15 protein-coding genes are annotated in these 21,887 nt (G+C 65.5%); 11 read left to right on the top strand and 4 right to left on the bottom strand.

What is annotated here, in order from left to right; translation table 11 throughout:
- Positions 1–231 precede the first annotated feature (231 nt).
- On the top strand, positions 232–1,215 hold the full coding sequence (locus XH96_RS05765; RefSeq protein ID WP_194391438.1) for a glycosyltransferase: 984 nt from the start codon (positions 232–234) through the stop codon (positions 1,213–1,215).
- A 15-nt stretch (positions 1,216–1,230) separates the two neighbouring features.
- On the opposite strand, the gene XH96_RS05760 is transcribed toward XH96_RS05765, so the two are convergent.
- The gene (locus XH96_RS05760) at positions 1,231–2,259 is read right to left on the bottom strand and encodes a glycosyltransferase family 2 protein (RefSeq protein ID WP_194391437.1); all 1,029 of its coding nucleotides are present in this window, start codon (positions 2,257–2,259) and stop codon (positions 1,231–1,233) included.
- 408 nt (positions 2,260–2,667) lie between these two features.
- Here XH96_RS05760 and XH96_RS05755 point away from each other — a divergent pair, with 408 nt between their 5' ends.
- The 5 genes from XH96_RS05755 to XH96_RS05735 all read left to right on the top strand — a co-directional run bounded on the left by XH96_RS05755 (position 2,668) and on the right by XH96_RS05735 (position 8,513).
- Entirely contained in the window at positions 2,668–3,468 is an 801-nt protein-coding gene (locus tag XH96_RS05755) for a class I SAM-dependent methyltransferase (RefSeq protein WP_194391436.1), read from the top strand.
- A gap of 291 nt (positions 3,469–3,759) precedes the next feature.
- Entirely contained in the window at positions 3,760–6,138 is a 2,379-nt protein-coding gene (locus XH96_RS05750; RefSeq protein ID WP_194391435.1) for a Wzz/FepE/Etk N-terminal domain-containing protein, read from the top strand.
- On the top strand, positions 6,131–6,934 hold the full coding sequence (locus tag XH96_RS05745) for a WecB/TagA/CpsF family glycosyltransferase (RefSeq protein ID WP_194391434.1): 804 nt from the start codon (positions 6,131–6,133) through the stop codon (positions 6,932–6,934). The genes XH96_RS05750 and XH96_RS05745 overlap by 8 nt, the downstream gene beginning before the upstream one ends.
- A gap of 19 nt (positions 6,935–6,953) precedes the next feature.
- Entirely contained in the window at positions 6,954–7,946 is a 993-nt protein-coding gene (gene galE, locus XH96_RS05740; protein ID WP_194391433.1) for a UDP-glucose 4-epimerase GalE, read from the top strand.
- A gap of 225 nt (positions 7,947–8,171) precedes the next feature.
- Positions 8,172–8,513: a hypothetical protein gene (locus XH96_RS05735; protein ID WP_194391432.1), complete on the top strand. Its 342-nt coding sequence runs from the start codon at positions 8,172–8,174 to the stop codon at positions 8,511–8,513.
- Here XH96_RS05735 and XH96_RS05730 read toward each other — a convergent pair.
- Positions 8,487–12,602 carry a GAF domain-containing protein gene (locus tag XH96_RS05730; RefSeq protein WP_194391431.1) on the bottom strand — a complete coding sequence of 1,372 codons (4,116 nt, stop codon included), beginning with the start codon at positions 12,600–12,602 and terminating at the stop codon, positions 8,487–8,489. The genes XH96_RS05735 and XH96_RS05730 overlap by 27 nt on opposite strands.
- Before the next feature lie 294 nt (positions 12,603–12,896).
- Between XH96_RS05730 and XH96_RS05725 the strand changes: the two genes are divergently transcribed.
- The 3 genes from XH96_RS05725 to XH96_RS05715 are packed head-to-tail and all read left to right on the top strand — an operon-like array spanning position 12,897 to position 15,239.
- Positions 12,897–13,052: a hypothetical protein gene (locus XH96_RS05725; RefSeq protein ID WP_246789966.1), complete on the top strand. Its 156-nt coding sequence runs from the start codon at positions 12,897–12,899 to the stop codon at positions 13,050–13,052.
- 21 nt (positions 13,053–13,073) lie between these two features.
- On the top strand, positions 13,074–14,441 hold the full coding sequence (locus XH96_RS05720; RefSeq protein WP_194391430.1) for an LLM class flavin-dependent oxidoreductase: 1,368 nt from the start codon (positions 13,074–13,076) through the stop codon (positions 14,439–14,441).
- A gap of 12 nt (positions 14,442–14,453) precedes the next feature.
- The gene (locus XH96_RS05715) at positions 14,454–15,239 is read left to right on the top strand and encodes a fumarylacetoacetate hydrolase family protein (RefSeq protein WP_194391429.1); all 786 of its coding nucleotides are present in this window, start codon (positions 14,454–14,456) and stop codon (positions 15,237–15,239) included.
- A 150-nt stretch (positions 15,240–15,389) separates the two neighbouring features.
- Here XH96_RS05715 and XH96_RS05710 read toward each other — a convergent pair whose 3' ends face one another.
- The gene (locus XH96_RS05710) at positions 15,390–15,845 is read right to left on the bottom strand and encodes an Lrp/AsnC family transcriptional regulator (RefSeq protein WP_194391428.1); all 456 of its coding nucleotides are present in this window, start codon (positions 15,843–15,845) and stop codon (positions 15,390–15,392) included.
- A 152-nt stretch (positions 15,846–15,997) separates the two neighbouring features.
- On the opposite strand from XH96_RS05710, the gene XH96_RS05705 reads away from it, so the two are divergent.
- Entirely contained in the window at positions 15,998–19,447 is a 3,450-nt protein-coding gene (locus XH96_RS05705) for an indolepyruvate ferredoxin oxidoreductase family protein (RefSeq protein WP_194391427.1), read from the top strand.
- 73 nt (positions 19,448–19,520) lie between these two features.
- Positions 19,521–20,945 (top strand): indoleacetamide hydrolase, encoded by a 1,425-nt coding sequence (gene iaaH / locus XH96_RS05700; RefSeq protein WP_194391426.1) that lies wholly within the window; start codon positions 19,521–19,523, stop codon positions 20,943–20,945.
- Here the strand turns inward: iaaH and XH96_RS05695 are convergent.
- Positions 20,940–21,851, bottom strand: coding sequence for a LysR family transcriptional regulator (locus XH96_RS05695; protein ID WP_194391425.1), 912 nt, complete (start codon positions 21,849–21,851; stop codon positions 20,940–20,942). The genes iaaH and XH96_RS05695 overlap by 6 nt on opposite strands.
- Between the last annotated feature and the right edge of the window lie 36 nt (positions 21,852–21,887).

The raw sequence follows: 21,887 nt of genomic DNA, 5'->3' as shown, positions 1-21,887 counted from the left end.
CAACCAGCATCGCGACGATGGCGGACACGGATGCCGCCGAGCCGCGCCGCACTCGTCGGATTTGGTACCGGCTTAACGCTAATACACGAAACCGGCGCCGCGCAGACCTTCGCGGCAACGCTTCGACCGCAATGGGGATATCATCCGCAACGGCCGAGGTTGCCTATGCTGGCGTTGGCAAGCGCGGCAGATGCGTCCTGGTTAACGGTCCATTAAAAGACGAGCCGCCGCTTGATCACCGCCGACGATGTTCTCGAACTTCCGGTTGCGCCGCGCGTGCCGGCAGGCCTGCGCAGCCTGCTGCCGGCGAATTCGGTCGCGGTGTCCGTCGTCATTCCCGCCAAGAACGCAGCGGCCTATCTCGCCGAAACTCTCGCGAGCGCACTGACGCAAGGCGATGTCGGCGAGGTGATCGTCGTGGACGACGGCTCGACCGACGATACCGTGGCAATCGTCCGCGCCGTGCGCGATCCGCGGCTGCGCCTGTTGCACAACGACGCTGCCGGCGTATCGGCGGCACGCAATCTCGGCGCCCGGTATGCGAGCGGCGAGTGGCTTCTCTTCCTGGATGCCGACGACCGCCTGCGGCCCGGTGCGGTCGCGGCGCTGCTGTCGGCGGCGCGCGGTGCTCCGCGCGCGATTCTCGTCTACGGCGACTACAATACGATCGATGGCGAAGGACGGCAGATCGGCCGGCGCGACCTGTTGAAGGGACGCCGCAAGCCGTCCGGTGACGTGCTGGTGCAGCTCACGGCCGGGAACTTCATCGTCAACGGCGGCATTGTGCTGACACGTGCGGACGCTTTCCGCGCCGTCGGCGGCTTCGACGTCTCGCTCAGATATTGCGAGGACTGGCATTGCTGGTGCCGCCTTGCAGCGATCGGCGAGTTCGCATTCGCGCCGAAGCTTCTGCTCGACTATCGCCTGCATACGTCGAACACGATGAACGCGGCGGTGCGAACCCCGCAGGATTTCCTGCCTGCGGTCGCGCGGGTCTTCGACGACGGGCTGATCCTGGCGCGACTCCCCGAGGGCACGGCGAGCGGATTGCGCCAGGCCGCCGAGATTCACCTCGTCACCTATTCGGCGATGCAAGCGGTTCGCTTCGGCAGATATCGCGAAGCCTTCGCCTATCTCGCGATGATCGGCCGGCTGTCGCTCAGATCGCTGCCACGCGCCGCGATCAGGGTCGTGCTCGCCCGCTTCGGCATCTAGTCCGCCGCCGCGGCATCAAGACACGATCTTCGAGGCTTCATAGGGCCTCGGCTCGAGCCCGAAGGCCGCCAGGGCCGCGCCAAGCGCAACCATCACGGGATGCATCGCGACGACTGCCTTCGACGACCTCAGCAAGGCTGCGGCGCGGACCAGCGACAGCGGCACCCGCCCAAGCATCTGCGCGAAGACCCGCGCACGCGCCGCCGCGGTCTGGGCGGCCTTGTACTGGACACGATAGTTGATCGCACCGATGCGCAGGCCGCGCTTTGCGATCCAGCCGAGGCTGGTGCGGTTGTGCGGCACGGTCTCGGTGATGACGGCCTCCGCCGTCCAGTGGAACAGCATGCCGGCGTCCCGGCACCGCACGAAGAAATCGCAATCGCCGCCACCGAGAAAATTGAAGCGCAGGTCGAACGCGGGACGATCGAACCGTTCGAAGCCGGCACGCGTGATCAGACAGTTGCCGCACCCATAGATCAGCGGCACCGCTCCGCTGTAATCGTAGGCGGGACAGAAGGCGGGATGACGCGAAAGCCAGGGCTTGCTGTCGTCGTCGAAGACCGGCAGCACCGGCCCGCCGACCACGTCGGCACCGGTCGCCTCCGCAGTGCGGACCATCAGTTCGAGCCAGTCCGGTGAAGCGATCTCGTCGTCGTCGATCATCAGGAAACGAGTCGCGGCGGGAAACAGCCCCTGCGCCGTCTCGAATGCGGCGTTGATCGCCTGGCAGTTCCCCTGCCGCTTCTCGACGAGGCAGACGCCCTGGAGCCGGCCATCGGCGAGATACTCAGCGGCGACCGGCGCGCTCTCGCGCCGCGCAGCATCGTTCTCGACCATGACGACGGCAAAGGAGCGGGGTGTACGCTGGCTCGCCAGCGAGTCCAGCGTCAGCCGCAGATGCTGCGGGCGCCGGAAGCAGGGAATGCAGACGACAATGCCTACCGACAGATCGATGACGCGGGAGCTCGCCACGATCTCCCGGTTGGGATCGCACACGACGTCCGAGATGCGCGTGGCGGACAGGTCTGTCGGGATCAAAGTCATGACGTCCTAGATGGCCGAGATATGTTGAGAAAGCCCTGCTTCGATCGCGCAGATCGGCCTCGTGCCGCGATGGCACGTCGCTGCGGGACAGATGCGTGCCAAAATGACCGATCGGCGCGCGGCACATCCACCACGCCATCCCGGTAATCTCCAGTCATCCTGGCACGACACCATACGCTTAACCGCCTTCGCGTGTTTCTGCCGCAAAACCTCGCACGCGTGTTAGTGCAATTCGCGGTCCAGTGCGCCGTCGACGTCTCAACATGAACAATGCCGTAGTTAACGCCCATACGCATTAACCCGGCCGTAAGCACTGCGATCAGTGAGACGGCGCGGCATCGGATTTGCTCTTCGGGCGAGCGAGTCTTTTCTTGTAAATTTGAATAGAACAAGCGCGGCCAGAAAATCATGAACAAGCCAGCCACGATCGACTTCGCGACAGCCACGGCAATCGATGTCTCCGCGGCCACAACACCCACCCAGGCGCTCCATGATCTCGTCCCCGGCGAGGCCCGCGACAGCCTGCTCGCCGTCCACGACGTGCTGTGCCGCGAGCTGCCGCAGGACCTGCTCGCCATCTATGAGGCCGGCGGCGGCTCGTGCAGCGTCCTGCCACCGGAATTGCTGAGCCGCAGCAAGGTCACGGTCGTCGACATCGACGAGGACCAGGTCCGCAACAACACCTACGCCGACGAGGCGATCCTCGGCGACGTCCAGACCTACAGCTTTGGGCGAGAGACCTTCGACCTCGTGATCTGCTACAACGTCATCGAGCATCTGCCGAACGTCGACGCCGCGCTCCTGAATTTCCGTGACGCGCTCAAGCGCGGCGGGATGATCCTGATCGGCGCGCCCAATCCGCGCTCGCTCTCCGGAGTCGTCACCAAGTATTCGCCGCACTGGTTTCACGTCTGGTTCTACCGGCATATCCGCGGCATCAAGGACGCCGGTCTGCCCGGCGAGCCGCCGTTCCCGACGTTCTTCCATCCGCTGGTGACGCTGCCCCGGCTCGAAGCTTTCGCGACCGCCAACAGCCTCGAGATGATCTATCGACGCGAGGTGGAGAGCCCGCGCTACCCCGAGATGCGCCGGCGCAAGCCGTTGCTTGCGGCCCTGGTCGACGCCGGCGCCGCGGTGCTGAACGCCGTGCTGCCGCGCGGCACCGACGTCCGTCGCGGCGACTATCATGTCATCCTGCGGAAGCGCTGACGGCCATGACGCGTGCCCGGCCCATCGCTGGACGAGCGACGGCTCGCGGCCACGCTGCGCGCGGTAACGAATCGTTAATCCCTGGAAGATCCCGGTATCGCAAGCGTCACGAGGACGCGCGCAGGGGTGGCATGCGCTTAAACGCTTTGTTTGCCATTTCCGTGAATAGTCCCTCAGCGAGTATGGTTAATTTTCCCTGTTGCGTTGATTGGGCACCCATATGCCGGGTGCGTGGCGTAAAGCGAAGAGTAACCCCTCAGCCCGCGGCAGTTGGAATGAAAGCTGGGGATCATGCTTGACTATAACCAGCCGATCGATCGAACCGGACCGGCGGCCCCGCAACGGAAGCCTCAGGCCGGCTTCAACGTGCTCGAGCTCGTCAATTTGCTCTGGCGGCGAAAGGTCGCGATCGCGGCGGCCGCCCTGCTCGGCGCGACGCTCGCGGTCGTCGCCGGCAAGAGCGTGACGCCCCGCTACACCGCCACCGCTCAGCTCTATGTCGACCCGCGCGAGCTCCAACTCGTCGATCGCGAGCTCACGCCCCGCGCCCAGGACATCTCCGGCATGTCCATGGTGGTGGAGAGCCAGGCGCGCCTGATCACGTCCAACAGCGTACTGCTCCAGGTGATACAGCAGGCAGGTCTCGACAAGGATCCGGAATTCGGCGGTGGCGACGGCAGGAGCCTGATGTCGTCGCTGCTCGGCCTGATCGGCCTGCACCCCCGCGCGCCGTCCGCCGCGGAGAAGAATGAAGTGCAGCTTGCTGCGCTCGACGCATTGAACAAGCACATCACCGTCCGCAAGACCGAGAAGAGCTTCATCGTCGACATCGAGGTCTGGTCGACGGATCCCGCGAAAGCGGCGATGCTGGCCAACACACTGACCAATGCCTACCTCGCCGAATCCCGCAACTCGCAGGCGTCGGCCGCACGGCGCGCCACCAACGATCTCTCCAGCCGCCTGAAGGAGCTGCGCGACCGGCTGCGCAACGCCGAGACTGCGCTTGCCACCTACAAGGCCCAAAACAATTTCGTCGGCACCCAGGATGCGCTGATCAGCGACCAGCAACTCTCCGCCAGCAACCAGCGGCTCTCCGCGGCCCGTGCGGCGACGATGGATGCGCAGGCGCGGCTCGACCAGATCGAGGCGAGCCGGCGCACGGCCACGGATGCAGGTGCGATCCCCGAGGCGCTGCAGTCGCCGACGATCGCGAATCTGCGCGCGCAATATGCCGATGCCCGCAAGAAATATGCGGAGCAGGCCGGCGAGCTCGGGCCGCGCCATCCGGCGCTGCGCCAGACCGAGAAGCAGGTCGAGGACCTCAAGCGCACCATCAACGAAGAGATCGACCGCTTCGCCCAGTCGGCCAAGAATGATTTGACACGCGCCCGCGATTTCGAAGCCTCGCTCAACCGGGCGCTGGAGGCCCAGAAGCGGCAGAGTGTCCAGCTCAGCCAGGCCGCCGTGCGCCTGCGCGAGCTCGAGCGCGAAGCCGATGCCAGCCGCGACGTCTATCAGTCCTTTCTCAAGCGCTCCCGCGAGACCGAGGAGCAGGAGAGCCTGAACACGTCGGCGGCCCGCGTCATCGGCGAGGCGACGGTGCCGCAGCGGCGCTCGTTCCCGCCCGCGATGAGCTTGTTCGCCATGATCGGCTTCATCTTCGGGGCGATCGCGGCCTCGAGCTGGTTCGTCGCAGCCGAGTTGCTATTCACCAGCGCGATCGCACCAGCACCGGCGCCTGCCCGTCCACAGCGCGCGCCGGCGCCGGATGCAGATGCAATGAGAGCTCCGCAGCGCGCGCCCCCGCCGGAGGCGTCGCGGCCTCCGCCGGCCTCGCGGGTTCCGGAAGTCGAACAGATTCCGCCGGAACTTGTCGCGCCCCCGCTCCAGCCTTCGATGGTCGAAAGGCCCGTGATCGAGAAGCCGCTGATCGCACGCTTCCAGGAAGCCGACGTCATCCACACGCTCGGCGCCATCCTCGCTACGGGCGGCGGCGTCGACCTCACGCGGCTGGGTTGGCCAACGCTCCGCCCCGGCTTTCCGCTGACGACACTGCTCAACGCCTGGCGTGACATGCGCGCGGCGGTCGTCCGGCGCGCCGGCGGCAAGGCGATGCCGGTCATCGCGCTTGTCGGTGCCGGCGAAACCACCGGACGTAGCGTGACCACGCTGAATTTTGCGCTGGCCGCTGCCCGCGACGGCGCCCGCGTGCTGATGATCGATGCCGACCATCAGGCACGCTCGCTCTCGAACAAGGTCAGCCGTCCCAGCAAGAGCGAACCGAGCAGGCTCGGATGGCTCTCGATCGGCAACAAGGACGCACGCGAGATCAAGACGGTCAACGGCATCTCGGTGCTGCCCGCCGCGGAGGGCGATGCCGACAAGGCTGCCGCCGCGATCCGCAAGGCGATTGCGCAAGCCCGTTCCGCCGGCGGCTATGATCTCGTGATCCTCGACGGCCCGGCGATGCCGCTCTCGGCCGGCGGCCGCAAGCTGCTCGACGACACCGACTCGCTGGTGGCCGTGCTGCCGACCAGCCTCGACGTCAACGACAGCCTGGAAGAGATCCTGGCCGCGCTCGGCCCCGCCGAGCGCAAGCTCGTCGGCGTCGTGCTCGACGAGCTCACCCCTGCAATCCAAACGCGCCATCGAGGCAGACAATATGCTTGAGCGCCGCGTCAACCTCGAAGGACGGGCAGCGACTGCCGAGGTGCCGAGAATTACCGTCGGCGGGCTTCGCATGGCCGCGCTCGACCTGGAAGCCACCGCCGATTTCATGATCGAGGCGACCGATCCTGACAGTCGCATCGGCCGCCCGCTGTTCCTGACCTCGGCCAATGGCGAGGTGCTGGCACGCTGCTCGACCGAGCCGCAGACCGAGCGGCTGTTCCGCGCCGCCGACCTGATCAACGCGGACGGTCAGCCTCTGGTCGCGGCCTCGAAGCTGCAATCCTGGTTCCCGCTGCCGGAGCGCGTTGCGACCACGGACCTGTTTCATATCGTTGCGCGCAAGGCTGAGGCCGTCGGCCGCACGTTCTACATGTTCGGCGCAAGCGAGGCCGAGAACGCCGCCGCGGTCGACAACGTCCAGAAGATGTATCCCAGGCTCAAAATCGTCGGACGCAGCCACGGCTATCTGCAAGGCGAGGCGCTGCGTGCCAAGGTCGAGGAGATCAATGCCCTTGCACCGGACTATTTGTGGGTCGCCCTCGGCGTGCCCAATGAGCAGGCATTCGTAAGAGATTTCACGCCGCATCTCACCAATGTGGGTGTCATCAAGACGTCCGGCGGCCTGTTCAATTTCCTGTCAGGCAGCCGTTCCCGCGCGCCGCAATGGATGCAGAAGATCGGGCTCGAATGGGCCTGGCGCACCTTGCTCGAGCCACGCCGCCTGCTCTGGCGCTATTTGACCACCAACCCCCGCGCGCTCTATCTTCTCCTCAGCCGCAACCGCCCCATCCGCTAGAAGAAGAGCAGAAGACGACATGACCGACCGACCGACCGTCCTCGTCACCGGGGGTGCGGGCTATATTGGCTCACATGCGTGCCGCGCATTGACCGCCGCCGGCTATCAGCCCGTCGTTTATGACAATCTCTCGACAGGTCATCGCAGCTTCGTCTCCGGCCCGCTGGTGACGGGCGATCTGCTCGATGGCGCGACGCTGGCGCGCGCCTTCGCCGACCACAAGGTCACGGCAGTGATGCACTTCGCGGCGGCGAGCCTCGTCGGGGAATCCATGACCGACCCACAGAAATACTACATCAACAACGTCCAGGGCACGTTGTCGCTGCTGCAGGCCATGCGCAACGCGGGCTGCCATCGCATCGTGTTCTCCTCGACCGGCGCCGTCTACGGCAACGCCGATTCCAAGGCGCTGCCGGAAGACTTCCCCTGCGCACCGATCAATCCGTACGGCGCATCGAAGCTGATGATCGAGCGCATGCTCGCCGACTACCGCACCGCCTACGGCTTCGGTGCGTTCTGCCTGCGCTATTTCAATGCCAGCGGCGCCGATCCGGCCGGCGGGATCGGCGAACTGCGCGACAACGAAACCCATCTCATTCCACGTGCGATGATGGCGCTGCAGGGCCATGTCGACTTCGCGGTGTTCGGCGACGATTACGATACGCCCGACGGCACCGCCATTCGCGACTACATCCACGTGACGGACCTTGCGGCCGCGCACGTCGCGGCACTGAAGCTTCTGGAACAAGGGCATGCCGGCGGCAGCTTCAATCTCGGCACCGGTTCCGGCTTCTCCGTACGCGAGATCCTCGACGCGATCAGGCAGGAGGCCGGGCGCGAGGTGCCGCACAGCGTCAAGCCGCGCCGCGCCGGCGACCCCACCTATCTGGTCGCGGATCCTTCTGCCGCGAGAAACGTGCTGAACTTCGTGCCGCGCCACTCCGATCTGCCCACGGTGATCCGCACGGCGTGGGCCTGGCACCAGAAGGCGCATCCGTTCAGATCGCGCTAGGGCGACCGTATTGCAGCTTGCCGACGGGCACCTTAAGCCGCTAAAGGGAATGAAGAGACTATGAAAACCCGCGCCGGCCGCTTTTCCGGCCGCCGGGTGCTTGTGGTATGGCCGCCGATGGAGCGGCATACGTGGCTGCGCGACGCGGCGTTCTTCAAAGCTTCAGGACCACGACCGCGTGCGCGCATCGGCCTGCTTTCAGGCGCGACAAGGAGCACGGAGCGAATGCATCAGGCCGCAAGCCTGCAATTCGAGCGCGTGGTGAACGAATTCGCCCGCTGGCTCGCTGTGCCCGAGGACGAACGGTCGCCGGCGCCGGCCTGGTGGTGGGGACCCGCGATCGCGGTGCGCGACGCGCACCAGCCGATGCCGGGTGCGTGGTCGTCCACGCTCGGCCTCGGCGACGGATCGACCTTTGCCGACGGAGCGTGCCTGCTGCTCGCCCTGTTCGAGGATCAGACCTCACTGCCATGGCCGGACGATTTTCCGCGCAAGGCGGAACGCGAGGCTGACGAGTCCCGTGAGCTGCACCCGCTGCCGTCAGACGACAGCGCCTTTCAACCGTAGAGCCGCGGCCTGCTCGGCGACAGTATCCCGCTCCGGCTGGAGCGGCGGCGCGACGGGCAGCACCATCGGGCGCAGCAACTCCGCGATCTGCCGCGCCGGCAGCGGCTTGGAGATGAGGAAGCCCTGCATCTCGTCGCAGCCATGGGTCCGCAGGAACGCCTCCTGCTCGGCATTCTCGACGCCTTCGGCGACGACGGTCATGCCGAGTGCCTTGCCCATGCTGATGATGGCCTGTGCGATCGCCTGGTCCTCCGAATCCTGCGGCAGGTCGCGCACGAAGGAGCGGTCGATCTTGATGGTGTCGATCGGAAAGTGCTTCATCAGCGACATCGACGAATAGCCGGTGCCGAAATCGTCGATGGCGAGGCGGATGCCGCGGCTCTGGATGGAGTCGAGGACTTTGAGCGCACGACCGACATTGCGCATCATCATGCTCTCGGTGACCTCAAGCTGGAGCAGCACAGGCGACATGCCGCTGGCGGCCAGCGCTTCGTCGACGTCCTGCAACAGATGCTCGTCGACAAACTGGCGTGGCGACAGGTTGACCGCCATCGACAGCGGCAACAGGCCGCGGCGCTGCCAGGCCATGGCTTGCGCGCAGGCCTCATTCAGAACCCAGCGGCCGATCGGCACGATCAGCCCGGTTTCCTCCGCAAGCGGAATGAATTGCGCCGGCGAGACATTGCCGAGATCGGGATGAGCCCAGCGCAGCAGCGCTTCGACCCCCGTGATCTGGCCGGTCCCCATGTCCACCTTGGGCTGGTAGTTCAGCGAGAACTGCTCGCGCTCCAGCGCGCGGCGTAGTGCGCTCTCGAGCGACAGCCGTTCGATCGACTGCGTCTTCACCTCCTTGGAGAAGAAGCGATAGCCGTTCTTGCCGTCTTCCTTGGCGAGGTACATCGCCATGTCGGCGTTCTTGGTCAGGGTCTGCGCGTCGGAGCCGTTGGCCGGATACATCGCGATGCCGATGGACGCCGTAGTGTGGCACTCGTGGCCAGCCAGCTCCATCGGCTCGGCAAGCGTCGCGAGCAGCCCCGTCGCGATGCGCTGGACGTCGTCGATCTCGCCGCACTGATCGAGGATCACCACGAACTCGTCGCCGCCGAGTCGCGCCACCACGTCGCTGGCCCGCAGCGCGCCGCGCAACCGGTTCGCGACTTCGAGCAGGAGCAGGTCGCCGGCCTCGTGACCCAGCGAATCGTTGATGACCTTGAAACGGTCGAGATCGATGAACAGCACCGCAAAGCGGTGATCGCGACGCTGCGCGGTGTCGATCGCCGCGTGCAGCAGCTCGTTGAAGATCTCGCGGTTTGGCAGGTCCGTCAGGCTGTCATGCGAGGCGAGATACTCGATCCGCTCGTCTGCCTGTTTCTTCTCGTCGGCGCGATCGAAATTCTCCATGGCGAAGGAGACGTTGTCGGCGAGACGCTGCAACAGCTCGACGAATTCGGGCGTGAAGGTCGCCGGTTCGGTCGACATGTAGATCATGACACCGACGGCCTGGTCGTGCGAGATGAGCGGAAACGCGGCGCCCGACCGCGCGCCGTCCCCGCGCACGATGGGGTGGAAGACACGGACGCGGTCGTCGTTGAGATAGTCGTTGCTGATGCAGGGCCGGCGCGTGCGGAACGCCGTGCCGCTCATGCCGCGCCCCTCGGGCCGCTCGGGATCGATGGAGAGACGGACGTTGCGCGTGGTGTCGGCGGACGGGCCGGCGGCGGCCACGATCTCGAGCTGGTCCGTGCCGGCCCTGGCCAGCGCGATCGTGGTCGAGGTGAACTTGGCACCGTTCGATGCCGCAAGGCATACGAGCTCGAACAGCTCGGCACGCGACTTCGCCCGCATGATCGCCTCGTTGGTCGCGCTCAAAGCCGCGAACATGCGCGTCAGACGCTCCTTCTGCGCTTCGGTGCGAACCTTCTCCTCGGCGCGATCGAAATTGTCGAGTGCAAAGGAGACGTTCTCCGCCAGGCGCTCGAGCAGCTCGACCAGATCGGGGGTGAACGTATCCTCTTCCAGTGCGAGGAAGAGCAGGATGCCGACCGGCTTGTCGCCCGCCCTCAGAAGCGGGAAGCTTGCCGCAGCCCGCGTTCCATCCTCGATGGCCTTTGTGCGCCAGTATGCCGACCGCGGCTCGTTCAGATAGTCGTTCATGACACTGGGCCGGCGGGTTCGGAGTGAGGTGCCGATGATGCCCTGACCCTCGGGGTGGTCGGCGGAAATGTTACAGGTCCGTCCAGCCATGCGCTCCTTCAGGCGCCCCTTGACCGCAACGACTTGAACGAGCTCGCGCTCCTCATCGATGATGCCGATCGTCGCCGAGGCGAAGAGATCGCCGAGCACGGCCGCCTGGCAGGCCGCCTCGAACAGCTCCTCGCGCGTCTTGGCGCGCATGATGGCTTCGTTGGTCGCGCTCAGCGCCTCGAACATGCCGCTCAGACGATTGCGCTGCTTGTCCGCTCGCGCCTTCTCGTCGGCGCGGTCGAAACTTTCGAGGGCGAAGGCGACATTGGCCTGAAGTTTGCGCAGCAGCTCGACGAGCTCCGGCGTGAAGGTGCCACGCTCCGGAGAGTTGAACAGAAAGACGCCCTCCACCCGGTCGCCGTTGAACAGCGGCAACGCCGCGGCGGATGCGATGCCGCTGCGGCGGGCGCTGGCCTGCCAAGGCGCGATGCGATCATCGGCGAGCACGTCGTTGCTGACCGCGGGCTGGCAGGTGCGGAACGCCGTGCCCGTCAGTCCGCGCCCCTCGGGCACCCGGTCGGAGCTGGAGAACGTGAAGTTGCGAACCTGATCCGCATTCGGTCCGTAGCAGGCGACGACGCGGAGCAGCTCGGCCCGACGATCGACCAGCGCGATGGTGGCCGAGGTGAACTTGGCTCCCTTCGCGGTCGCCTCGCAGACGAGGTCGAACAGCTCGGAGCGCGACCGCGCACGCAGGATCGCCTCGTTGGTGGCGCTGAGCGCCGCATACATTCGCGCCAGGCACTCTTCTTCCGCGGCGATCCTGGCTTTCTCGGCCTCGCGGCCGAAATTCTCGATCGCGAACGAGACATTCTCCGCCATGCGCAGCAGCAGTGCGACGATCTCCTCGTCCTTGGCCCAGGAGCGGCTGATGAAGAACAGCAGCACGCCGACGCTTTCGCCGCACTTGATCAGCGGCGCGACGACGCACGCGGCAACGCCGGTGTCGACGTTGGCCTGCTCCCAGGGTGAGCCCTTGGTGCGGCTGGCGAGATCGTCCTCGACGATGGCTTTCTGAGTCCGGAACACCTCGCCCGAGATGCCCTTGCCATAGGGATTCTCCGGATCGATCGAATAGCGCGCCTGGGTGACGAGCTCGAGGTTCTGCCCGGTGGCGGCGACAGGCTTCATCCAGTGCGAATCCGGCTCGCGGAGCAGCACGATGGTCGCCAGCGACTTGCCGCTGTGCACGGAAGCGTCGCAGACGAGCTGGTACAGCTCCTGCTCGGTCTTGGCGCGCAGGATGGCTTCGTTGGTGGCGCTGATGGCGCCGAACATGCGGTTGAGCCGCCGTGTCGCCCGCTCACTCGCCTGCCGCGCGGTCTCGCGCGCGAAATTGTCCAGCGCATAGGAAATGTTCGCCGACATGCGCTCGAACAGCGACACCATCTGCTCGCTCAGCGAGTTGGCTTCGCTGCGCGTCACGTACAATACGCCGACGCTCTTGCCGTTGCAGAGCAGCGGCAGCGCCGCGGCCGCACCGATGTGAGCCTTGGCGGCGCCCTCGCGCCACGCCAGCGAGCGCGGATCGTTCAGATAGTCGTTGCTGATGCACAGCTTCTGATCGCGAAACGCCTCGCCGCCGACGCCGGATCCTTCAGGCGTGCCGGCTTCCGTCGTGATCACAATCGAACGGAGCCGCGGAATGTCATCGCCACAGCCGGCCGCATAGCACAGCCGCCGGCCGTCCGGCTCCACCAGGAACACGGCCACGGCCAGAAAATCCCCGCTCGAAAATCCGGCGTCGCAGACCTTCTGGTACAGCTCCTCCGGCGATCTCGCGTAAAGGATCGCTTCATTGATGGCGCTCAACGCCGCAAAGGTGCGCGCGAGTGTCGTCGGCACGATCTCAGCTCCCGGGCATTTCTGCCTATTTATCCCGGTGACTTTATCAGCGGCGATCGCCTAAGTGGTCGTTATTGCGCACTGCAAACCGTCGATCAAAGTGAACGAGCAGCGAATGAGCAACGCAAAACTGCGGGAAACGCCGCCGCGCGGGACGAATCATCGGTCAAGGTGCGTTCTCTCTACGAATTTGCAGCCCTGCGATGGTTTACGGGAGATTGATATCGCTCCTGCGCTTTGAAACGATGGCACCCAACAAGCAGCCTGTCACGGGCACCAAACCGAGGGAACGCCATGCCGCGGACGTCTACTGTCCTGGTGAGATCGAGGGCTTGCGCGAGCAGCGGCGCGCGCCTGCGCGACGGCATCGCGATCGAGGATGCCACATGGGAAAAATTGCGCGCTCTGGCGCGTGAGTACAGGCTCGACGCCGTGCTCGATCTGGCCTGACGGCATCAGGAGACCAGCAGCATGAATCGGCAGATGATATTGGTCGGCTTCCTCCAGGCACAGAACTGCACGAACCTGCCGAGCTCCTGGCGGCATCCTGACTCGCGCAGCGATTCGATGTCGGCGGACTATTATCAGGAGATCGCCAGGATCCTGGAAGCCGGCAGGTTCCACATGGCCTTCTTCGACGACCGCCTGGCGATGCCGGACCGCTACGGCAGCGACCACGCCCACACCGTCGAATACGGCATCCGCTGCGTGAAGATGGATCCGCTGATCGTGCTGACCACGATGGGCATGGTCACCGAGAAGCTCGGCCTGGGCGCGACCTGCTCGACCACCTACTATGAGCCCTTCGACGTCGCGCGCCGCTTCGCAACGCTCGACCTGATGTCGGGCGGGCGCGCCGGCTGGAACGTCGTCACTTCGCTCAATGACGGCGAAGCGCTCAACATGGGCCGCGACTCCCACCCTGAGCATGATTCCCGCTACGACCGTGCCGACGAGTTCATGGAGGTCGTGCTCGGCCATTGGGACACCTGGGAAGACGGCGCGCTGATCATGGACAAGCAAAGCGGTCGCTTCGCCGACCCTACCAAGGTGAAGCGGCTCGACCACAAGGGACCGGCCTTCAGGTCGCGCGGGCCCTTCACCGTTCCGCGTTCGCAACAAGGCCATCCCGTGATCATCCAGGCCGGCGCTTCAGGCCGCGGCCAGCGCTTCGCCGGGCGCTGGGGCGAGGTGATCTTCACCGCCGCGCGCAATCTCGCCGCCGCCAAGGACGGCTACGCCGCCGTGCGCAACGAAGCGGCGACGGCCGGCCGCAACCCTGACCAGATGTTCCTGTGCAACCTGACCACGCCGGTCTGCGCCGCAACCAAGGCTGAGGCCGAGGACAAGATGGCGTTGATCGACAAGCTGCCGCTCCAGATCGACGCTCTGTCGCTGCTCGCCGAAGCACTCAACTACGATTTCGCCTCCAAGGATCTCGACGAGCCGCTGACGACGGAGGAACTGAAGAGCATGCAGGGCATCTTGGGCATCCGCGACGGCGTGCTGAAGGCGTCAGGCAAGAGCAACCCGAGCGCCCGCGACTTCGTCACCTTCTCCGGCCGCGGGCAAGTGCAGGACGCGATGGTCGGCGGTCCCAAGGAGATCGCGGACAAGCTGGAGGAGATGTTCGTGGAGCGCGGCTGCGATGGCTTCGTCATCGCCGCAACCTACGTGCCCGGCTCCTACGCCGATTTCGTCAAGCATATCGTCCCAGAATTGCAGCGTCGTGGCCTGTTCCAGACGGACTATCGCGGCAGGACGCTACGGGAAAATCTCGGGCTCGAGCGGCCTGCTGCCGGCGCCTGGAAGTTGCAGCCGCGCGAGGCTGCGGAATAACGAGGAGAAGACATGCGCTGGCTGAAATTCACCGCCTCGGGCAAGACGTCCTGGGGGATCGTTGAAGGCGACCGGGTGATCGCAGTCGATGGCGATCCCTTCGCCGGATGGCAGCGCACCTCGCGGACGCTGCCGTTGTCCGAGGTCAAGATCGAACTGCCGCTGATCCCGCGCACCTTTTATTGCGTCGGCTTGAACTATCTGAAGCACCTCAAGGAAGCCGCCGACAAGCGCGGCGAGGTGCCGGCCGTCCCGGACAGGCCCGAGATCGGCTATCGCGCGCAGAACGCACTGATCGCGCATGACGAGGAGGTCGTGATCCCCTCCTTCGCGACGGACAAGATCCATTACGAGGGCGAACTCGTCGTCGTCATCGGCAAGAAGGTGAAGCATCTCACCGAGCAGAACGCGATGGATTGCGTGTTCGGCTATACCATCGGCAACGACGTCAGCGAGCGCAGCTGGCAGAAGGCGGATCGCAGCCTGTGGCGCTCCAAGAATGCCGACACGTTCAAGCCGATGGGGCCGTGGATCGAGACCGAAGCCGATCTCGAAAAGATGGAAACGATCGTCCGCGTCAACGGCAAGGAGACCAACCGCTTCGCGACCGCCGACATGATCTTCGGCGTGGTGCCTTTCCTGGTCGAGCTGACCAGGTATTTCACGCTATGGCCCGGCGACGTGATCTGGATGGGCACCGACGGTGCCTCGCCCGACATCAAGCATGGCGACGTCGTCGAGGTCGAGATCACGGGCGTCGGGACGTTGCGGAACAGGTTTGTCCGGGAGGAGCGGTGATCCTCATCCTGAGGAGCTTGCGACGCAAGCGTCTCGAAGGATGAAGGCCCGCCTCTCGGCCTCGCCCTTCGAGACGGCCGCTGCGAGGCCTCCTCAGGGTGAGGGGATGGAGTTGCCCACCTTGCGTCCACCGTGTCGTCCTGCGCTCCCTCAAAACGGCAACGCCACACTGGTCTTGATCTCCTTCAGCACGACATTGCTGCGGACGTAGCGGATGCCGGGGATGCGGAACATGAACTCGTCGAGGAAGCGGTTGTAGGCCGCCATGTCCTGCACGACGACGCGCAGATGATAGTCGGCGTCGCCCGTGGTCGCAAAGCACTCCAGCACCTCGCGGCGCGTCGTGACCCTGGCCACGAATTCGTCGACGAACTTCGCGTCATGCCGCTCCAGCGAGACGTGGAGGATGGCCGACATCGCAAAGCCCGCCTGCTCTCGCGCCACCAGCGCCGCATAGCCGCGAATGACGCCGCTGTCCTCCAGCGCCCGCACCCGGCGCCAGCAGGCGGAAGTGGACATGCCGACCTCATCGGCCAGCTGCTGGTTCGTGGCACGGCCGTCCCTCTGGAGATGGGCGAGAATCTTGGTGTCCTGCTCTTCGATCATGCGCACCTCTCAGGCGGCAAACTCTACCAAATTTACGCATAAGATGCAAAATTCTACCAAATTGCCAACACGTGTAGGGCGAATAGGTAAGACCTACCGGCGGCCCGGGCATAACCTTTCATCATCCGGCAGGATGCCGCGCGAGGTCCGCCATGGACGCCATTCCGTCACTCGACAGTTACGAGCTCTCCGACCGCTACGAGCGCCAGGAGGGCCGCGTCTTCCTCACGGGCACGCAGGCCATCGTCCGCATCGCACTCGATCAGGCGCGCCGGGACCGTACGGCCGGGCTCAATACCGCCGGCTTCATCTCCGGCTATCGCGGCTCTCCGCTGGGCGGCGTTGACCTCGAACTGTGGCGCATCCAGGAACGGCTCAAACGGGACCGCATCGAATTTCTTCCGGCCGTCAACGAAGACCTCGCGGCGACAGCGGTGCTGGGCTCGCAGCAGGTCGAAACGCAGGCCGATCGCGAAGTCGACGGCGTGTTCGGGCTCTGGTACGGCAAGGGCCCCGGCGTCGATCGATCCGGCGATGCGCTCAAGCATGGCAACGCCTATGGCTCCTCGCCGCATGGCGGCGTGCTGGTGGTCGCCGGCGACGACCATGGCTGCGTGTCCTCTTCGATGCCGCACCAGTCCGACGTCGCCTTCATGAGCTGGTTCATGCCGACGCTGCATCCGGCAAGCGTCGGCGAATATCTGGCGTTCGGCGAATATGGCTATGCGCTGAGCCGTTTCTCCGGCATGTGGGTCGGCTTCAAGGCGATCTCCGAGATCGTGGAATCAGGCGCCTCCGTCGGGCTGCGCCCGCCGCGCGCTTTTCTCACGCCCGACTTCACGCCGCCTCCCGGCGGCCTGCACTATCGTTGGCCCGACCTGCCGGGCCCGCAGATCGAGGAACGGCTGGAGGCGAAGAAGCACGCGGTCTACGCCTTTGCCAAGGCCAACCCGATCGACCGGCACATCTACGACATTCCGAACGCCACCTACGGCATCGTCACCACCGGCAAGGCGCATCTCGATCTGATGGAAGCACTGCGGCTGATGGGCCTCGACGAAGCGGCCTGCCGCAGCATCGGCATCGACATCTACAAGGTCGGCATGGTCTGGCCGCTGGCGCTGCATGACGCCATGGACTTCGTGAAGGGCAAGCGCGAGATCCTCGTGGTCGAGGAGAAGCGCGGCATCATCGAAAGCCAGTTCAAGGAATATTTCTACGACTATCCCGGCAGCAAGCCCGAACGCATGGTCGGCAAGCACGACGAGCGAGGGACAAGGTTGATCTCCTGGATCGGCGAATTGTCGCCGCGGGCACTCGCTTCTGTGCTCGCGCGCCGGCTCGACCCGATGTTTCCGGGCCTCAATCTCGCCGCACGTGCAGCCGCCTTGATGCCCGAAGCGGCGCGCACCATCAACGTCAGCGGCGCAACGCGAACGCCATATTTCTGCTCGGGATGCCCGCACAACACGTCGACGAAAGTGCCGGAAGGATCCAAGGCCCTCGCCGGCATCGGCTGCCATTTCATGGCGAGCTGGATGGACCGCGAGACCTCCTCGCTGATCCAGATGGGCGGCGAGGGCGTGAACTGGGCGGCCTCGTCAAGATTCACCGGCAACAAGCACGTGTTCCAGAATCTCGGTGAAGGCACCTATTATCACTCCGGCTCGATGGCGATCCGGCAGGCGATCGCAGCCAGGGCCAACATCACCTACAAGATCCTGTTCAACGATGCCGTCGCGATGACTGGCGGCCAGCCGGTCGACGGCCCGGTCAGCGTGCATGCCATCGCCCACAGCGTCCGCGCCGAGGGCGTGGTGCGTATCGCGCTGGTGTCGGATGATCCCGCACAGTTCTCGCCTGCCGGCCTGCCGACCGGTGTCACCATCCATGGGCGCGAGGAGATGGATGCCGTGCAGCGCGAACTGCGCGACGTCTCCGGCGTGTCCGTCCTGATCTATCAGCAGACTTGTGCCACCGAGAAGCGACGCCGCCGCAAGCGTGGCCAGTTGGCCGATCCCAAACGCTTCGCCTACATCAACGACCTCGTCTGCGAAGGCTGCGGCGATTGCTCGGTCGAGTCCAACTGCCTCAGCGTCGAGCCGAAGGAGACGCCGTTCGGCCGCAAGCGGCAGATCAACCTGTCGGCCTGTAACAAGGATTTCTCCTGTCTCAACGGCTTCTGCCCGAGTTTCGTGACCGTCGAAGGCGCGGCGCGCCGGAAGAAGAGTGCGAGCGAGATCGACGCGGTCGGCCGCGCGGCCACGCTACCCCTGCCCACGCCCGCAACGCTCGAGCGACCCTACGATCTGCTGGTGACCGGCGTCGGCGGCACCGGCGTGATCACGGTTGGCGCGCTGATCGGCATGGCTGCGCATCTCGAACGCCGCGGCGTCTCGGTCCTGGACTTCACCGGCTTCGCGCAGAAATTCGGTCCGGTGCTGAGCTACATCCGCCTCGCCGTCAGCCCCGACGCGTTGCATCAGGTCCGCATCGACCAGGGCGCGGCCGACGCGCTGATCGGATGCGATCTCGTCGTCAGCTCATCACCGAAGGCGTCCGGAACCTACCGGAAAGGCACGCGCGCTGCGCTCAACACCGCGGAGATGCCGACCGGCGACGTCGTCCGCTTCCGCGATGCCGATCTCGCCTCGCCAGCTCGCCTGCGTGCGATCGGCCACGTGATCGGCGAGAGCAATCTCTGCGCGATCGATGCCAACGCGCTGGCCGAGCGGCTGCTCGGCGATGCCGTCTATGCCAACATCATCATGCTCGGCTTTGCCTGGCAACGCGGACTGGTGCCGGTCTCGCTGCAAGCCCTATTGCGCGCGATCGAGCTCAACGGCGTCGCGATCGAACGCAACAAGCAGGCCTTCGCCTGGGGCCGGATCGCCGCGGCCGATCCGGATCTTCTGCCGAGTGCGGACGATGCGCCCCAAGCCGAGACCCTCGACCAGCTCATCGCCCGGCGCGTCGATTTCCTCACGGCCTATCAGAGCGCGGCCTATGCCGCGCGATACCGGGCGATCGTCGCAAGAGTCCGCAACGCCGAAGCCGACCTGAGCAGCGAGGCGCTGACCGAGGCCGTCGCGCGCACCCTGTTCAAGCTGATGGCCTACAAGGACGAGTACGAGGTGGCCCGGCTGCACATGCAAAGCGGCTTCCTCGACGAGCTGAAGCGCGAGTTCGAGGACGGCTTCAGCATCCAGTATCACCTCGCCCCGCCGTTCCTGCCCGGAAGGCGAGACGCACGCGGACGTCCGCGCAAACGGGCCTTCGGACAGTGGATCCAGATGCCTCTGACCGTGCTCGCGCGCTTGAAGGGGCTGCGCGGAACGCGGTTCGATCCGTTCGGCTCCGCCGCGGAACGGCGAGCCGAGCGGGAGCTGGTCGCCTGGTATGAGGGCCTGATCGAACGGATGCTCGGCGGGCTCGACACGGCGCGTCTTGCGGATCTCGTCGCGATTGCAAAGGCGCCCTTGGAGATCCGCGGTTATGGCCCGGTGAAGGATGCCGCAATCGGCAAGGTGAAGGCGGAAGTCGAGCGGCTGCTTTTCGAACGAGGCACGCCATCTCCGGCAAAGATCCACGCCACCGGTTGACGCGGCGCCCGCGAAGCTTCAGCTTCCGTGGCGGAGGCGCCCTGACGGTACCTCTGCAATCGGGTGACGCCTCATGAATTACGACGAGTTGACCTTGACCCAGGCCACGGCCGACCTCCGCGCCGGGAAAATCACGAGTACCGCGCTCACCCGGGAAGCTCTTGCCCGCGCCAAAGCCAACGCCGATCTCAACGCTTTCATCACGCTGGACGAGGCCGGTACCCTGGAGGCCGCCGCGGCGTTCGACGCCAAGGGTGACAGGAGCAAGCCGCTCGGCGGCGTGCCCGTGGTAATCAAGGACAATATCGAGGTGGCCGGGCTGCCCTGTAGTGCCGGTACCCCGGCGCTGAAGGACTACGTTCCAGGGACCGATGCACCCGTTGTGGCAAAGCTGCGCGCCGCGGGAGCGATCATCCTCGGCAAGACCAGCATGCACGAGCTGGCCTTCGGCATCTCCGGCTACAACACGGCGTTCAAGACCGGCGCCGAGTTCGGCGTACGCAATGCCTATGACAGGTCCCTGATCGCCGGCGGCTCCTCGTCCGGGACGGGCGCCGCGATCGGCGCACGCATCGTCGCGGGCGGGCTCGGCACCGACACCGGCGGATCGGTCCGGGTGCCCGCCGCGCTGAACGGGTGCGCCTCGCTGCGGCCAACGGTCGGGCGCTATCCGCAAGACGGCATCGCGCCGATCTCGCACACCCGCGATACCGCCGGCCCGATGGCCGCGACCATGGCCGATGTCGCGCTGCTCGACCGCGTCATTGCGGGCGGCGATGCGGTCCTGCCTGCGGATCTCAAGCTGGTCCGCATCGGCATTGCCAAGGCGATGCTGGCCAATCTCGACGGCGACACCGAGGCCTCCTTCCATCGGGCAGTCGCGCAGATGAAAGCCCAGGGCATGGTCGTGGTCGAGATCGAGATGCCCCAACTGGCGGAGCTCAATGGCCAGGTCAGCTTTCCAGTCGCGATGTACGAGGCCTATGACGACCTGGTCGCCTATCTCGCCCATACCGGCACCGGCCTCAGCGTCGAGGCACTGGCGCAGGGCATCTCCAGCGCCGACGTCAAGGGTACCTATGAGGGCCTCGTGATCCCGCGAAAGCTGCCGGGTCCCGGCGACACGCTTGTCGACGCCAAGCCGATCTACGACGCCGCGGTCAAGACCGCGCGGCCTGCGCTTCAGGCGCTCTACGCCAACACGTTCTCCGGACACAAGCTCGACGCCATCGTCTTTCCGACCACGCCGCGCGTCGCCATCCCCTCCAACCCTGATTCCAGCAGCCTGGAGAATTTCGCGCTGTTCATCCAGAACACCGATCCCGGCAGCAATGCCGGCATTCCCGGAATCCAGATCCCGGTCGCGCTCGGAGCCAGCAGCGGATTGCCGATCGGGCTCGAGCTCGACGGCCCCGCGGGAAGTGATCGTCGTCTGCTGGCGATCGGCATGGCACTCGACAGCGTGTTTGGCCGGTTGCCGCCGCCGCGTCGCTCATGAATAAGGGTTGATCAGCTTCTGCTGCTCGGCGCTGTGGTGCGCGAGCAGGTCGATGAAGGTCCTGACCTTCGCCGACAGATGATGGCGATGCGGATAGACCGCGTTCATGGACAGCTCGACCGTCCGATATTCCGGCAAGAGGCGCACGAGGCGGCCGGTCTCGAGATCGTCCTGAATGAGAAACCCCGCCATCAGGCAGACAGCGGCGCCCTCCAGTGCGACCTTCCGCAGCGCTTCCCCGCTGTTGGTGACGAAGCTGCCCGAGATGCGAACGGATGCCGGGGTGCCTTTGCGGTCAAGGAAGCGCCATTCGTCGCCAAATGGATAGTTCAAGTGCCGGCCGCAATTGTGCCCGGTGAGCTCATCGAGCTTCTGCACCCGGCCGTGCTTCTCGAGATAATCGTGCGAGCAGCACAGCACGTGACGCCAGGTGGCAAGTCTCCGCACGATCAGGCTCGAATCCGGCGGCGGCGTCATGCGCAGGGCAACGTCGTAGCCCTCCTCGATGAGATCGACATCGGCCTCGCCCATGCGCAGATCGATCCTGAGTTCCGCATGGGTCGACAGCAGCTTCGCCACGATCGGCGCGACAAGCGGCACCATGTGCGTGGCGACGTGAATGCGCAGGGTGCCGCGGGGCACCGACTGCAATTCGCTCGCGATGTCGTCGGCCTGTTGGAGATCTGCGAGAATCTGGGTTGAGCGATCGTAATAGGCCTTGCCGATTTCCGTGAGGCTCACCTTCCGCGTGGTGCGGTTGAGTAGCCGCACGCCGAGCCGGTCCTCCAGCGCCTGGACGTGGTTGCTCACCATGGTCGTCGACATGTTGAGGCGGCGGGCGGCAGCGGAAAAGCCCCCGTTTTCGACCACGTGGACGAAGGCGGTCAGGCTGGTGAAGCGGTCCATGGCCGAAAGCTCCGATTATCCGCGATTGCTTGATAA

Source organism: Bradyrhizobium sp. CCBAU 51765 (genome assembly GCF_015291725.1).
Lineage (GTDB): Bacteria > Pseudomonadota > Alphaproteobacteria > Rhizobiales > Xanthobacteraceae > Bradyrhizobium > Bradyrhizobium liaoningense.
Note: the sequence above shows the minus strand (reverse complement) of the source record. Positions and strands in the feature narration are given on the sequence as shown.

What these genes read in the sequence shown, in the direction of transcription:
- XH96_RS05760 (WP_194391437.1), bottom strand. Translation starts at nt 2,259, where the DNA reads ATGACTTTGATCCCGACAGACCTGTCCGCCACGCGCATCTCGGACGTC.
- XH96_RS05755 (WP_194391436.1), top strand. Translation starts at nt 2,668, where the DNA reads ATGAACAAGCCAGCCACGATCGACTTCGCGACAGCCACGGCAATCGAT.
- XH96_RS05750 (WP_194391435.1), top strand. Translation starts at nt 3,760, where the DNA reads ATGCTTGACTATAACCAGCCGATCGATCGAACCGGACCGGCGGCCCCG.
- XH96_RS05745 (WP_194391434.1), top strand. Translation starts at nt 6,131, where the DNA reads ATGCTTGAGCGCCGCGTCAACCTCGAAGGACGGGCAGCGACTGCCGAG.
- galE (WP_194391433.1), top strand. Translation starts at nt 6,954, where the DNA reads ATGACCGACCGACCGACCGTCCTCGTCACCGGGGGTGCGGGCTATATT.
- XH96_RS05735 (WP_194391432.1), top strand. Translation starts at nt 8,172, where the DNA reads ATGCATCAGGCCGCAAGCCTGCAATTCGAGCGCGTGGTGAACGAATTC.
- XH96_RS05725 (WP_246789966.1), top strand. Translation starts at nt 12,897, where the DNA reads ATGCCGCGGACGTCTACTGTCCTGGTGAGATCGAGGGCTTGCGCGAGC.
- XH96_RS05720 (WP_194391430.1), top strand. Translation starts at nt 13,074, where the DNA reads ATGAATCGGCAGATGATATTGGTCGGCTTCCTCCAGGCACAGAACTGC.
- XH96_RS05715 (WP_194391429.1), top strand. Translation starts at nt 14,454, where the DNA reads ATGCGCTGGCTGAAATTCACCGCCTCGGGCAAGACGTCCTGGGGGATC.
- XH96_RS05710 (WP_194391428.1), bottom strand. Translation starts at nt 15,845, where the DNA reads ATGATCGAAGAGCAGGACACCAAGATTCTCGCCCATCTCCAGAGGGAC.
- XH96_RS05705 (WP_194391427.1), top strand. Translation starts at nt 15,998, where the DNA reads ATGGACGCCATTCCGTCACTCGACAGTTACGAGCTCTCCGACCGCTAC.
- iaaH (WP_194391426.1), top strand. Translation starts at nt 19,521, where the DNA reads ATGAATTACGACGAGTTGACCTTGACCCAGGCCACGGCCGACCTCCGC.
- XH96_RS05695 (WP_194391425.1), bottom strand. Translation starts at nt 21,851, where the DNA reads ATGGACCGCTTCACCAGCCTGACCGCCTTCGTCCACGTGGTCGAAAAC.